The sequence below is a fragment of the Alistipes sp. genome (genome assembly GCF_048465635.1).
Taxonomy (GTDB): domain Bacteria; phylum Bacteroidota; class Bacteroidia; order Bacteroidales; family Rikenellaceae; genus Alistipes.
In genome coordinates this window covers 54,918-67,303 of record NZ_DBFWLF010000009.1, presented here as the reverse complement: position 1 = coordinate 67,303, position 12,386 = coordinate 54,918, and the positions used below count along the sequence as shown (strand labels likewise).

At 62.7% G+C, this 12,386-nt stretch carries 11 protein-coding genes and 1 tRNA gene; 7 read left to right on the top strand and 5 right to left on the bottom strand.

What is annotated here, in order from left to right; translation table 11 throughout:
- The first annotated feature begins 94 nt into the window (after nt 1-94).
- From ACMO9O_RS03730 to aspA, 3 genes are all read left to right on the top strand, one after another.
- Entirely contained in the window at nt 95-496 is a 402-nt protein-coding gene (locus ACMO9O_RS03730; protein WP_418982273.1) for a response regulator, read from the top strand.
- Nucleotides 497-499: 3 nt separating this feature from the next.
- Complete coding sequence (locus ACMO9O_RS03725; RefSeq protein WP_418982272.1) at nt 500-2,530, top strand: ATP-binding protein; 2,031 nt, start codon at nt 500-502, stop codon at nt 2,528-2,530.
- Between the two features lie 196 nt (nt 2,531-2,726).
- Nucleotides 2,727-4,157: an aspartate ammonia-lyase gene (gene aspA / locus ACMO9O_RS03720; RefSeq protein WP_418982271.1), complete on the top strand. Its 1,431-nt coding sequence runs from the start codon at nt 2,727-2,729 to the stop codon at nt 4,155-4,157.
- Between the two features lie 82 nt (nt 4,158-4,239).
- On the opposite strand, the gene ACMO9O_RS03715 is transcribed toward aspA, so the two are convergent.
- From ACMO9O_RS03715 to ACMO9O_RS03705, 3 genes are all read right to left on the bottom strand, one after another.
- Nucleotides 4,240-4,941, bottom strand: a complete 702-nt coding sequence (locus ACMO9O_RS03715) for a M3 family metallopeptidase (protein ID WP_418982270.1) — start codon at nt 4,939-4,941, stop codon at nt 4,240-4,242.
- Nucleotides 4,941-6,416 carry a M3 family metallopeptidase gene (locus ACMO9O_RS03710; RefSeq protein WP_418982269.1) on the bottom strand — a complete coding sequence of 492 codons (1,476 nt, stop codon included), beginning with the start codon at nt 6,414-6,416 and terminating at the stop codon, nt 4,941-4,943. The genes ACMO9O_RS03715 and ACMO9O_RS03710 overlap by 1 nt, the downstream gene beginning before the upstream one ends.
- 183 nt (nt 6,417-6,599) lie before the next feature.
- Nucleotides 6,600-6,671: transfer RNA gene (locus ACMO9O_RS03705), tRNA-Thr, on the bottom strand.
- A 122-nt stretch (nt 6,672-6,793) separates the two neighbouring features.
- Between ACMO9O_RS03705 and ACMO9O_RS03700 the strand changes: the two genes are divergently transcribed.
- Together ACMO9O_RS03700 and ACMO9O_RS03695 are read left to right on the top strand one after the other, a co-directional pair.
- The gene (locus ACMO9O_RS03700) at nt 6,794-8,263 is read left to right on the top strand and encodes a carbon starvation protein A (RefSeq protein WP_418982268.1); all 1,470 of its coding nucleotides are present in this window, start codon (nt 6,794-6,796) and stop codon (nt 8,261-8,263) included.
- Nucleotides 8,244-8,939, top strand: coding sequence for a tetratricopeptide repeat protein (locus ACMO9O_RS03695; RefSeq protein WP_418982267.1), 696 nt, complete (start codon nt 8,244-8,246; stop codon nt 8,937-8,939). Before ACMO9O_RS03700 ends, ACMO9O_RS03695 begins: the two co-directional genes overlap by 20 nt.
- A gap of 116 nt (nt 8,940-9,055) precedes the next feature.
- Here the strand turns inward: ACMO9O_RS03695 and ACMO9O_RS03690 are convergent, their stop codons facing one another.
- Both ACMO9O_RS03690 and murA read right to left on the bottom strand, forming a co-directional pair.
- A complete protein-coding gene (locus ACMO9O_RS03690; protein WP_418982266.1) occupies nt 9,056-9,628 on the bottom strand; it encodes a thymidine kinase in 573 nt (190 codons plus the stop codon).
- A gap of 45 nt (nt 9,629-9,673) precedes the next feature.
- Complete coding sequence (gene murA / locus ACMO9O_RS03685; protein ID WP_418982265.1) at nt 9,674-10,990, bottom strand: UDP-N-acetylglucosamine 1-carboxyvinyltransferase; 1,317 nt, start codon at nt 10,988-10,990, stop codon at nt 9,674-9,676.
- 180 nt (nt 10,991-11,170) lie between these two features.
- Here murA and rpmH point away from each other — a divergent pair, with 180 nt between their 5' ends.
- Together rpmH and ACMO9O_RS03675 are read left to right on the top strand one after the other, a co-directional pair.
- Complete coding sequence (gene rpmH, locus ACMO9O_RS03680) at nt 11,171-11,332, top strand: 50S ribosomal protein L34 (protein ID WP_418982444.1); 162 nt, start codon at nt 11,171-11,173, stop codon at nt 11,330-11,332.
- 91 nt (nt 11,333-11,423) lie between these two features.
- Nucleotides 11,424-11,921 (top strand): N-acetyltransferase family protein, encoded by a 498-nt coding sequence (locus ACMO9O_RS03675; protein ID WP_418982264.1) that lies wholly within the window; start codon nt 11,424-11,426, stop codon nt 11,919-11,921.
- The last annotated feature ends 465 nt before the right edge of the window (nt 11,922-12,386 follow it).

The window sequence follows — 12,386 nt, the reverse complement described above, 5'->3', positions numbered from 1 at the left end:
TGGTGCGGCGGAAGCGCCGCGTAACCAAAAATTTAATATCTTTGTAGCGATTCCCCTCGCTTCTCGCCCGGGGCACGACTAACCGATAGGGACTATGGTGAGTGAAAATAACGGGACGGCCCCACAGGCCGATTCCCGCCCCCGGATACTCGTCGCCGAGGACAACCCCAGCAACTACAAACTCGTCGAGGTGCTGCTGCGGCGCGACTATGCGCTGCTGCACGCCTGGGACGGCGCCGAGGCGGTCGAGCTGTTCCGCGCCCAGGGTGCGGACCTGGTGCTGATGGATATCAGCATGCCCGTGATGGACGGCTACGAGGCGCTGGCTAAAATCCGCGAATCGGACCCCGCGCTCCCCGTCATCGCGCTTACGGCCTATGCGTTCGAGGCGGACCGCCAGCGCATGTTCGAAGCCGGGTTCGACGACTGTCTGGCCAAACCGCTGCGGGCCGACGTGCTGCGCACCAAGATCGCTCACTACCTGGCCTCCGAATAGCCTATGACCGCACCCAACGCGATAAGACCGCTCGTCAGGCTGCTCTTCTGCGGCCTCGTCCTGCTGCTGATTTTCCCCGCTCGTCTGCGTGCCGCTCAGGAGCGGGAGAGCATCCTGATCGTCTCCTCCTACAACCCCGATACGCGCCGTATGTCGAGCTTCATCCACGATTTCGAGGGCGAAGTGACGGCGGCCGCTCTGCCGTGCGACATCTATGTGGAAACGCTCGAATGCAAGAGCATCGCCGACGCGCAGCAGTGGATGTCGCAGCTCGACATGATCCTCGAACGTTACGAGCCGACGCGCCTGCGGGCCGTCGTGCTGCTGGGACAGGAGGCGTGGTCGTCGTTCGTCTCGCTCGGCCGCATCCGCGACGACGTGCTCTATTTCAGCAGTTTCGCCAGTTCGAACGGCGTCATGCTCCCGCCCGCGGGAACCGACAGCCTCTGGATGCCCGAATCGGTCGATTACCGGGGGCTGACCGACAGCCTCGAGAATGTGGGCGGCCAGCTCAACCGCTACGACGTGCGCCGCAACATCGAGCTGATCCGCTCGCTCTACCCCGAGGCGCAGACCGTCGCCTTCGTGTCGGACAACACCTACGGCGGCATCTCGCTCCAGGCGCTCGTGCGCCGCGAGATGGAGAATTACCCCGACCTCGAGCTGGTGCTGATCGACAGCCGTGCGGGCGAACAGGCGGCCCGCCAGCGCTACGCCGCGCTGCCGCCCCGGTCGGCCGTGCTGCTGGGTACGTGGCGCGTCGGCCGCCACGGGGAGTATTTCATGCAGCGCTCGCTGAGCGAACTGATCCAGCAGAATCCGCGTCTGCCGGTCTTTACGGTGACCCGTACGGGGCTGGGCGACGCGGCGATGGGGGGCTTCGTGCCCGAATACCTGAGCGGAGCCGAGTCGATCGCCTCGCAGATTAAGGAGTACTACACCAGGGGCCGGATCGAGGGGACGCACTTCAACCTCTCGAACGGGGTCTACCTCTTCGATTCGCGCAAGCTGGCCGAGTGGAAGGTCCCCGAGTACGCGCTGCCCCGCGGCAGCGTGGTCGAGGACCGCGTGGCCGTCAAGCTCTCCAAGTACTCGCAGTATATCAATATGCTGATCGTCGGCATCCTGCTGCTGGTGGGGATGCTGATCCTCACGGGGTGGCTGCTGGTGCGCATGCGCCGGCTGATGCGCCGCCTGCGCGAAAGGGAGGAGCAGCTGGTCGTGGCGCGCCGTAAGGCCGAGGAGTCGGACATGCTCAAGTCGGCCTTCCTGGCCAACATGAGCCACGAGATACGCACCCCGCTCAACGCCATCGTCGGCTTCTCGTCGCTCATGCAGAGCGAGGAGCTTACGCAGGAGGAGAGGGCCGAATACTGCCAGATCGTGGTCAGCAACTCCGAAATGCTGCTCACCCTGCTCAACGACATTCTGGACATTTCGTCGCTCGAATGCGGCAAGATCCGTTTCAACTACGCCTCGGAGGATGTCGTGCAAATCTGCCAGCATGTCATCATGACCACGGCCCATACGCGCCAGGAGGGGGTCGAGTGCCGCTTCGAATGTCCCGTCGAATCGTTCAAGCTGGTCACGGATGCACACCGCCTCTCCCAGATACTCATCAACCTCTTCACCAACGCCGCCAAGTTCACCTCCGCGGGCAGCATCACCCTGCGGCTGGAGATTCTGCAGAAGGAGGGCGAACTGCGCTTCTCGGTCTCCGACACGGGACCCGGCATTCCGCTCGACAAGCAGGAGGCGGTCTTCAACCGCTTCGAAAAGCTCTCCGGCAACAAGAAGAAAGGCACGGGGCTGGGGCTGGCGATCTGCCGGCAGATCGTGGCGATCTTCGGCGGCCGCATCTGGGTCGATCCGGAGTATACCGCCGGTGCGCGCTTCGTCTTCACCCATCCCATCGGTATTCGGGTCCCCGACGATGGAGAGAACCGTGAGGGGGGGGGGGATTTTAACGGCCCGAAACAGCGCAAGTCCCTCCGTGTAGACGAAAAGGGCCGGTTGGTTCCCACCGAAGCGTAGGGGCCGGAAAGAGGGCTGTTCGCGCAGGAACCCCCAAATATGTTTCCATAAAAGAACCCCGCCGGCGGGGTTCTTTTTTTTGCCCCCGCCTGCCGGAACCGAAAAAATTCGGCGGTTCATTGGCTTTCTTCGCGGTTAAAGTTTATATTTGTAACGGCAATGCCGCGAAAGACTATCAACCTATAATATTTGCGCTATGGACATTACAAACATTCCGCTTTCGGGCCGCACGCGCCGCGAGCACGATTTGCTGGGCGAGCTGGACGTACCCGTCGAGTACTACTTCGGCGTGCAGACGATGCGCGCGGTGGAGAATTTCCACATCAGCCGCGTCAGGCTCAACTTCTTCCCCGAGCTGATCAAGGCGCTGGCCGACGTGAAGCAGGGAGCGGCGCTGGCCAACCGCGACCTGGGGCTGCTCGACCCCGCGATCGCCGATGCGATCATCGCGGCCTGCAACGAGCTGCGCGAAGGCAAACTCGACGCCCATTTCGTCGTCGACATGGTGCAGGGCGGTGCGGGAACCTCCACGAACATGAACGCCAACGAGGTGATCGCCAACCGGGCGCTGGAGCTGCTGGGCCACGAAAAGGGCGAATACCGCTACTGCCACCCCAACAACCACGTCAACCTCTCGCAGTCGACCAACGATGCCTACCCGACGGCAACGCGCATCGCGCTGGTGCGCAGCATCGGCAAGCTGATCGACGCCCTGCGCGAGCTGATCGCCGCGTTCCACGCCAAGGGCAGGGAGTTCTCGCGCATCATCAAGATGGGCCGCACCCAGTTGCAGGACGCCGTGCCGATGACCCTCGGGCAGGAGTTCGAGGCGTATGCCGCCAACCTCACAGAGGAGATCGCCCGGCTGGAGTCGAACCGCAAGCTCTTCTACGAGATCAACATGGGCGCTACGGCCATCGGCACGGGCATCAACGCCGATCCCGACTACGCCAAACTCTGCACGCGCCACCTGCGCGAGGTGACGGGACTTCCGCTGGTCAAGGCCGCGAACATGATCGAGGCCACCTCCGACACGGGCGCGTTCATCATGAACTCTTCGGCCCAGAAGCGGCTGGCGGTCAAACTCTCGAAGATTTGCAACGACCTGCGCCTCCTCTCGTCGGGTCCCCGCTGCGGACTGAACGAGATCAACCTCCCGCCTCGCCAGCCGGGATCGTCGATCATGCCGGGCAAGGTCAACCCCGTGATCCCCGAGGTGGTCAACCAAGTCGCCTTCCGCGTGATCGGCAACGATCTGACCGTCACCCTCGCCGCCGAGGCGGGCCAGCTCGAACTCAACGTCATGGAGCCGATCATCGTGCACTGCCTCTTCGAGAGCATCGAGATGCTCATCAATGCCATGAACACGCTGCGCGAGAAGTGCGTCGTGGGCATCACGGCCAACGAAAAGGTCTGCCGCAGCATGGTCTACAACAGCATCGGGCTGGTGACTGCACTGAATCCCTACCTTGGTTATGAGACCTCGACCATGCTGGCCAAGGAGGCGCTCGAAACGGGCAAGGGCATCTACGACCTGGTGCTGGAGCACAACCTGATGAGCGAGCAGGAGCTGCACAAGGTGCTGCAGCCCGAAAACATGGTCAAGCCGCGCAAGTTCATCAAATAGCGCATAATACGAGCGCCGAAAACGACGGAGCCTTCCCGGCAAGGGGAAGGCTCCGTCATTCTTGGAGGATGTTCGGCTTTTGTCACTCCGCAGCGTCTCCTGTCGTTGCGGACCCCTCCGCCGGCAGGGTCAGTCCGTACCGCTCCATCAGCGCCTCGGGACCGGGCATCCGGCCCCGGAAGCGGACGTACTGCCGGGCGGGCTTGTCATAACCGATCTGGGTCAGGATATGGCGCCGGAAGCGTTCGGCCACGGCTTTGTCGAACGGATCGCCCGTCTCGGTGAAGGCCGCGAAAGCGTCCGTGTCGAGCACCGACGCCCACGCGTAGGCGTAGTACTGCGCCCCGTAAGGTCCGTCGAAGATGTGGTTGAGGACGGTCGGGTCGGTGATCGGGATGGCTGCGGGAATCCCGTACCGTTCCCGCAGTTCCGCCGTCAGCGCCTCGACTCCCTCCGGGGTCATAGGCTCCGTGATGCCGTGCAGTTCCAGATCGAGCAGCATCGTGAAGTAGGAGGAGAGCAACGCCGTGCCCTTGAGGGCGGAGCGGTTCTCGCGTATCCGGTCGATCAGGTCGCGGGGCATCGGTTTTCCCGTCTGGTAGTGGCTGGTGTAGTTTTTCATCACCTCGGGCTGCCAGGCCCAATGTTCCATCAGCTGCGACGGAAGCTCGACCATGTCTTTGGGGTAGCTCCCCGTGACCTGCGGGTAAGGCCCCCGGGCGAACAGCCGGGCCAATGCGTGTCCGAATTCGTGGAACAGCGTCTTCACCTGCGACGTGCTCATCAGCTGGACCCGTCCCCGAGGCGCCCGCGCGAAATTGCAGAAACCGTCACCAGCGGCAGCGCCTCGCTGTTCCCGTCCGTCGAGTAGCGGCGCAGCGAGCCTGTCGCGGCCCCCTTCAGCTTCCCCTTGCGGGCGAAGCAGTCCAGATAGAGCAGACCCAGCGTCGTGCCGTCGCGGTCCCGGGCTTCGAAGACCTGGATCTCCGGATCGCACACCGGAATGTCGGTGCGGCGGAGCATCCAAATGCCGTAGAGGCGTTGCGCGACCTGGAACATCCCGTCGCGCACCTTGTCCGGCTGGAGGTAGTAACCGGCCTGCCTCAGGTCGCTGCCGTACCGCTCGGTGTGCAGCCGCTGGAGGTAATAGTAGAGGTCCCAGGGTTCGAGCTGCGTGTCCCGACCCTCGTCGCGGAGCGCCTGCATTTGAGCGATTTCGCTCCCGGCTTTGGCGCCCGCTGCGCGGAGCAGGGGCAGCAGCAGTTCCCGCACCCCCTGCGGGGTGTCGGCCATGTTGCCCCGGATGGCATACTCCGCATAGGTGTCGTATCCCAGCAGCCGGGCCTTTTCGAGCCGCAGATTCAGAATTTCGGCGGTAAGTTCCCGGTTGTCGTATTCGCCGCCCGAGCTGCACCGGGCGGTGAAAGCCTTATAGAGCTGCTCGCGCAGCGAACGGTCCGAGGCGTTGGCCATGACGCCCGAATAGTCGCCCGCGGTGATCACCCACTCCCAGGGGCGGTTCAGCTCCCAGGCCCGCCGCGCCAGGCGCTGCCGAACGGAGGGGGAGAGGCCGGCCAGCCTGTTCGAATCGCGGACGAAGAACACGAAATTTTCCGTGGCGCGAAGGATGTTCTGCCCGTGACGGGAGCGCTTGAGGGCCATCTGTTCGTTGATCTGGCTCAGCCGCTGCTGCTCGGCGGGGGTGCGCAGGGCGCCCCGGGCGATGTAACCGTTGTAATATCTTTTCAGCGTGCGCAGCGCGAGGGAGTCGAGACCGAGTTGTTCCCGTTTTTGGTGGAGAGCGCTCACCAGGGCGAAGATTTTCGGGTCGAACGTCGTGCGGTCGCTGGCCCGGGAGAGCGCCGGGGCCGTCGTTTCGTAGATGCGGACGAGCGAATCCCCGCCTACGACGGTCTTGAGGTAGCTCAGCAGCGTCTGCGTGTCGCGGAGTTTGCGCCCGGCCCGGTTCAGAGCGCCGATGACGTTTTCGAAGGTCGCCGCTTCGGGAGCGACGGCGCAAATCGAATCGATGTCGGCTTCGTACTCCCGCAGCCCTTGGACGATGGCCTCCGGGAAATCGGCGGCGTGGATGCGGTCGAAGCGCGGGGCGCCGAACGGAGCGTCGGAGGGGACGAGCAGCGGATTTTCCGGGGTTGGAACCGGAGTTTGGGCCTGCAGCGGAGTGCTGGCCATCAGCAGGCCGATGCCGCACAGGGCCGCCGCGAGGGCGCTCCTCAGAGCGCGGAAAGAGGCGTTCATAGCTTTTCGGTTTGGAATGCAGGGCGAAGATAGCGAAAATTCCGCATCGTGCAGCCGTCAGAGCCGTTCGCCTGCCGTAGGGGCGCTGGCGAAATCGGGACCTTGCGCGCGATGCTCTGCCCGCTCCGCTGCCCGAAAACAAAAAAGCCAGCAATCGCATTTCTGCAACGTGCTGACTTTTCGAGCCGAATCCGAGATTTGAACTCGGGACCCCTTCATTACGAGTGAAGTGCTCTACCGCTGAGCTAATTCGGCCTTCGGAGAACACGGGGGTTCTCTTTGGGACTGCAAATATCTGAAAAATATTTTTTTCTCGCAACAATTTTGGGAAAATTATCGCTTTTCTTGCTATATTCGCGTCAAATCCGACCCGAACGATGATTACTTTCCTGCTCTGCCTGGGGTTGCTCGTCGCAGCCTATTTCACCTATGGCCGTTATCTGGAGCGGCTCGTCGCCGTCGATCCCGCGGCCGAAACCCCCTGCAAACGCCTCTACGACGGGGTCGATTACGTACCGCTGCCGCGCTGGCGCATCTTTCTGATCCAGCTGCTGAACATCGCCGGACTGGGGCCGATCTTCGGTGCGGTGCTGGGCGCTGCGTACGGTCCGGTGGCCTTTCTGTGGATCACTTTCGGCGGTATCTTCATGGGGGCGGCGCATGACTTCATCGCCGGCATCATCTCCGTGCGGCGGGACGGGGAGAGCCTGCCCGAATCGGTCGGCAAGTACCTCGGACGGGGTCCCCGGCTGCTGATGAGGCTCTTCTCCGCCGGGCTGATGATCCTGGTGGGTGCGGTGTTCCTCTCGCAGCCCGCGGCACTGATTGCCAACCGCATCGACGCTCCGGCGCTGGCCGGCATCGCGTTCGGCAACTTCTCGTGGCTGCTGCTGATCGTGCTGGGTGCGATACTGCTCTACTATATCGCCGCTACGCTGCTCCCCGTGGACAAGATCATCGGGCGCATCTATCCCGTCTTCGGCTTCGCCCTGCTCTTCATGGCGCTGGGAATCCTCTTCGTGCTGCTCTTCGGCGGAGAGTATACGATCCCCGAGTTCACCTCGTTCCGCAATTGCATCGCCGATCCCGGCCGGTTTCCGGTCATTCCGATGCTCTTCACCACGATCGCCTGCGGGGCGATCTCCGGCTTCCACGCCACGCAGTCGCCGCTGATGGCCCGCTGCATCGGCAACGAGGGGGCGTGCCGCTCGGTCTTCTACGGCGCCATGATCGCCGAGTCGATCATCGCTCTGATCTGGGCCGCCATCGCCATGGCCTTCTGGGGCGACGTGGCGGGGCTGAATGGCGCCATCGCCGAATACGGCGGGCAGGCGGCCTTGATGATCGACGCAATCGCCAACCGGACGCTGGGTCCGGTGCTGGCGCTGTTCGTCATCTTCGGCGTGGTCGCCTGCGCGATCACCTCGGGCGACACGGCGTTCCGCTCGGCCCGCCTGATCGTCGCCGACTTCCTGCACGTCGAGCAGCGCTCGCTGCGCAAACGGATCTATATCTGCATCCCGCTCTTCGCGTTGGGGCTTTGGATCATCTTCGGCCTGCCGTTCCAGACCATGTGGAGCTACTTCGCCTGGATGAACCAGACCCTCGCGGCCGTGACGCTCTGGATGATCGTCGCCTATCTGGCCGGGCGGCGGCGCAACATCTGGGTCGGACTGCTTCCGGCGCTGGCGATGACCTACGTCTGCGCCAGCTACATCTTCGTCTCTCCGCTGATGTTCGGCATGCGGGACCGTACGGCAGCCTATTTGCTGGGAGGTGCGGTGACGCTCTTCATTCTTGTTCTGATGCTTCTAAAACTGCGGCGCGATGCAAAAAGCCTCTCTTAATCCCACCCCCGACCAGACCTTCGAGCTGGTCGGCAGCGGTCCCTACGATTTCGCCCGGGTATTGGCCCAGAGCCGCTCGATGCAGGCCGCGGGCGACGTCGAGGGGGCGTGCAACGAACGTTACCGGGCGTTCCAGCGCCTGGCGGAGCTGATTCCCGAGGGGGAGGAAGTCATCCTGGAGTGGAACCACCGCAACTCGCGCGCGGCGCTGGAGACGATCTACGCCTCGGCGGTCGATCACTTTCTGATCCGCGACTTCGAGCTCTCCGCCGCGCTGTTGGAGCTGCTGCTGGAGCTCGATCCGGAGGATCACCTCGAGGGGAGCGAACTGCTGGCATACGACTATCTTGCGCTGGACGAGCAGGAACTTTTCGACGAGGTGATCAACGACGTGTCGGACAAGAGCGCCAGCCGCGAAATCCTGCTCCTCTGGTCGGCCTACCGGCGCGACGGCAAATTGCCCGAGGGGGAGCTGAAGCGCTTCCGGACCCGGTTCGCACCCTATTTCGCGGAGTTCGTCGCCGCGGAGCACCCGGCCGACGAACACTACCTGCGCGACATCGAGAGCGAGCGTCCCACCGAGGCGGCGCAGGCCCGCGAACTGTGGCTGAGGACCGAGAACCTGTGGGACCTCTGGCCCGGCTTTATCGGGGAGCTGCGGGCCGCTGTCCGCTGAGGGGAGGCGGGGGCGACCCGGTGCGGCCGCTTCACCGGCAGCAGGTCGCCAGCATAAATATAAGCGTCCGTTCCCTCGGGAGCGGACGCTTTGCTTACGGCCGGTATGGGGCTGCCCTATTTCCGTTCGCGGACCAGCTCCCGGAAGCAGTGGCGGCAGATGGGTTCGTAGGCGTCCTGTGCGCCGAGCATCACCTGCTTCTCCTCGTCGGAGAGGCGGTGGGAGTGGTGGGCCAGGTTGCCGCAGCGCACGCAGATCGCATGGACCTTGGTGACGTACTCGGCGGTGGCCATCAGCGCCGGCATCGGTCCGAACGGTTTGCCCGTAAAGTCCATGTCCAGCCCCGCGACGATTACCCGCACCCCGTTGTCGGCCAGCCGGCGGCACACCTCGACGATGCTCTCGTCGAAGAACTGCGCCTCGTCGATGCCCACCACATCCACGTCCGAAGCCATCAGCAGGATGTTCTGCGGCGATTCGACCGGGGTCGAGCGGATGGCGTTGGCGTCGTGCGAGACGACCTCCTCCTCGGAATAGCGCACGTCGATGCGCGGTTTGAATATCTCGACCCGAAGGTGGGCGAACTGCGCACGCTTCAGGCGGCGGATCAGCTCCTCGGTCTTTCCCGAAAACATCGAGCCGCAGACCACTTCGATCCAACCCTTTTTGTTGGCGTTCTCTAAAAACATGGAAAATATCTATTTCGGCGGGCTGCCGCAGGATGCCGCGTGCCCCTATTTACATTCGTCTATACGCTCGATCTTCGCCCCCAGCGCGTTGAGGCGGCCGTCGATATCCTTGTAGCCGCGGTCGATCTGGTCGATGTTCTGGATGGTCGACACCCCCTCGGCCGACATGGCCGCGATCAGCAGCGCCACCCCCGCGCGAATGTCGGGCGAGGTCATTTTGGTCGCCCGCAGGCGGATGCGGTGGTCGTGGCCGATGACCGTGGCGCGGTGGGGGTCGCAGAGGATGACCTGCGCGCCCATGTCGATCAGCTTGTCGACGAAGAACAGGCGGCTTTCGAACATTTTCTGGTGGATCAGCACCGACCCCCTGGCCTGCGTGGCCACCACCAGGAAGATCGACAGCAGGTCGGGCGTCAGCCCCGGCCACGGCGCGTCGGCGATGGTCATGATCGAGCCGTCGAGGAAGGTTTCGATGCGGTAATGGTCCTGCTGCGGCACGTGGATGTCGTCGCCCCGCTGCTCGAAGCGGATGCCCATGCGCGCGAACTGCGCCGGGATGATGCCCAGATTCTCGTAGGAGACGTTGCGGATAGTCAGCTCCGATTGGTTCATGGCGGCCATGCCGATGAAGCTGCCCACCTCGATCATGTCGGGCAGCAGCGTATGCTCCGTGCCGCCGAGCGCTTCGACGCCCTCGATGGTCAGCAGGTTCGAGGCGATGCCAGAGATCTTCGCACCCATGCGGTTGAGCATGCGGCACAACTGCTGCAGGTAGGGTTCGCACGCCGCGTTGTAGATCGTCGTGGTTCCGCGGGCCATAACGGCGGCCATCACGATGTTGGCCGTGCCGGTCACCGACGCCTCGTCCAGCAGCATGTACGTGCCGCGCAACTCCCCGGCCTCGACCTTGAAGAACTCGTCGGCAATGTCGAAATCGAACTTGGCCCCCAGCTTCTCGAAGCCCAGGAAGTGGGTGTCCAATCGGCGGCGGCCGATCTTGTCGCCGCCCGGCTTGGGCATGTACCCCACCCCGAAGCGTGCCAGCATCGGGCCGATCAGCATCACCGAACCCCGCAGGCGCGTGCAGCGGCGGCGGTAGTCTTCCGTGCGCAGGTAGTCGAAGTCGATCTCGCGGGCACGGAACGCATAGCTGTCCTCCGAGAGGCGTTCCACCTCGACGCCCATGCAGCCCAGCAGTTCGATCAACTGCATCACGTCCAGTATCCGGGGGATGTTGCGCACCACCACCCGCTCGGGGGTCAGCAGCACGGCGCAGAGTATCTGCAGCGCCTCGTTCTTGGCTCCCTGGGGGGTGATTTCGCCCCGGAGGCGGTGGCCTCCTTCGACCTTGAAAATAGCCATGTTATCGCCTTTTTAAGTGTGGGGGCCGCAGAGGGCCGGAAGACAAAGTTAAAAACATTTCGGGCTTTTTTCCCGCCTTTCCGAAATATTTTCCGGAAAAATTTTTGCGGATAATATTTTTGTTGTACTTTTGCAATCCGTAAAAATGTCTATAACAATAAAAAGTATACAGCTATGGCAATGAAGAGAACTTACCAGCCCTCGCGCCGGAAGAGGATCAACAAGCACGGATTCCGTCAGCGTATGGCTACGGCCGAAGGCCGCAAGGTGCTGGCTTCGCGCCGCGCCAAAGGTCGCAAGAAGCTGACCGTATCGTGCGAGTCGACGTTCAAGTACGCATAGGCACTCCTCGAAAGACTGAAGCCGGCTCCGAAAGGGCCGGCTTTCTTGTTTCCGTTCCGGGCGGGTCTGCCCGGATAATCGATCATCAGCCATGTTTGCCATCCGCCGCGCAACCCAAGAAGACATCGACCTGATCCGCCGTCTGGCCCGGGAGGCGTTCCCGGCCACCTACCGCGAACTGCTCACGCCCGAACAGCTGGACTATATGATGGCGTGGATGTATGCGCCCGAGGTGCTGCGGCGCGAGCTGGACGAGGGGTTCGCCTGGTTCATCGCTTCGGCGGACGGGGAGCCGTGCGGCTACCTCTCCGTCGAGCGGCAGGAGTCGGCGCTGTTCCATCTCCAGAAAATCTACGTGCTGCCCCGCTTTCAGGGCTGCGGCGCGGGGGCGTTCCTTTTCCGCTGCGCCGTGGAGTATATCCGCTCGGTGCATTCCGGACCCTGCCGCATGGAGCTGAACGTCAACCGCCGCAACCGCGCGCTGGGCTTCTACTTTCGAATGGGCATGCGCCGCCTGCGCGAGGGGGACTTCCCCATCGGCGGCGGCTACTACATGAACGACTATATCATGGGGTTGGATATTTCGTAATAAGGTGTCGGTTCCGACACCTTAATTTTTGCGAGGAGGTCGGGAGTTCGTACCGGATCTCGGACCCCGTGTCTCTTCCGTCGGTTTGAATAAATACGCGCTGTCCGGTCGGTGGGCGTTTGTACCGGTTTCGAACCGGTCTCCTCCTCTTGGCTTGAGTAAATATTCGCGTTGTCCAACTTCGTCAGTCTCCCACTTAAGGAATACACAACCTGCAATGCCGGAGGCATTGCCGCGTTGTCCGGCTCGCGCCGGATGGCGCGACCCCCGCAGCCGGACAACGCGAGGGCGGAACGGGCACGAGATTCATGCAGTGACCCGGTCCGGCAGTACTCGGTTCGATCTCTTTGCAGTTCCTCCCTACCTCCCCGTTTGCCCTATTTCGAAAATAATTTATCGAAAAACAATAAAATTTATTTGTTTTTCAAAAATATCTTCGTACATTTGCCGTGTCGTACAACCGAA

What these genes read in the sequence shown, in the direction of transcription:
- ACMO9O_RS03730 (WP_418982273.1), top strand. Translation starts at nt 95, where the DNA reads ATGGTGAGTGAAAATAACGGGACGGCCCCACAGGCCGATTCCCGCCCC.
- ACMO9O_RS03725 (WP_418982272.1), top strand. Translation starts at nt 500, where the DNA reads ATGACCGCACCCAACGCGATAAGACCGCTCGTCAGGCTGCTCTTCTGC.
- aspA (WP_418982271.1), top strand. Translation starts at nt 2,727, where the DNA reads ATGGACATTACAAACATTCCGCTTTCGGGCCGCACGCGCCGCGAGCAC.
- ACMO9O_RS03715 (WP_418982270.1), bottom strand. Translation starts at nt 4,941, where the DNA reads ATGAGCACGTCGCAGGTGAAGACGCTGTTCCACGAATTCGGACACGCA.
- ACMO9O_RS03710 (WP_418982269.1), bottom strand. Translation starts at nt 6,416, where the DNA reads ATGAACGCCTCTTTCCGCGCTCTGAGGAGCGCCCTCGCGGCGGCCCTG.
- ACMO9O_RS03700 (WP_418982268.1), top strand. Translation starts at nt 6,794, where the DNA reads ATGATTACTTTCCTGCTCTGCCTGGGGTTGCTCGTCGCAGCCTATTTC.
- ACMO9O_RS03695 (WP_418982267.1), top strand. Translation starts at nt 8,244, where the DNA reads ATGCAAAAAGCCTCTCTTAATCCCACCCCCGACCAGACCTTCGAGCTG.
- ACMO9O_RS03690 (WP_418982266.1), bottom strand. Translation starts at nt 9,628, where the DNA reads ATGTTTTTAGAGAACGCCAACAAAAAGGGTTGGATCGAAGTGGTCTGC.
- murA (WP_418982265.1), bottom strand. Translation starts at nt 10,990, where the DNA reads ATGGCTATTTTCAAGGTCGAAGGAGGCCACCGCCTCCGGGGCGAAATC.
- rpmH (WP_418982444.1), top strand. Translation starts at nt 11,171, where the DNA reads ATGAAGAGAACTTACCAGCCCTCGCGCCGGAAGAGGATCAACAAGCAC.
- ACMO9O_RS03675 (WP_418982264.1), top strand. Translation starts at nt 11,424, where the DNA reads ATGTTTGCCATCCGCCGCGCAACCCAAGAAGACATCGACCTGATCCGC.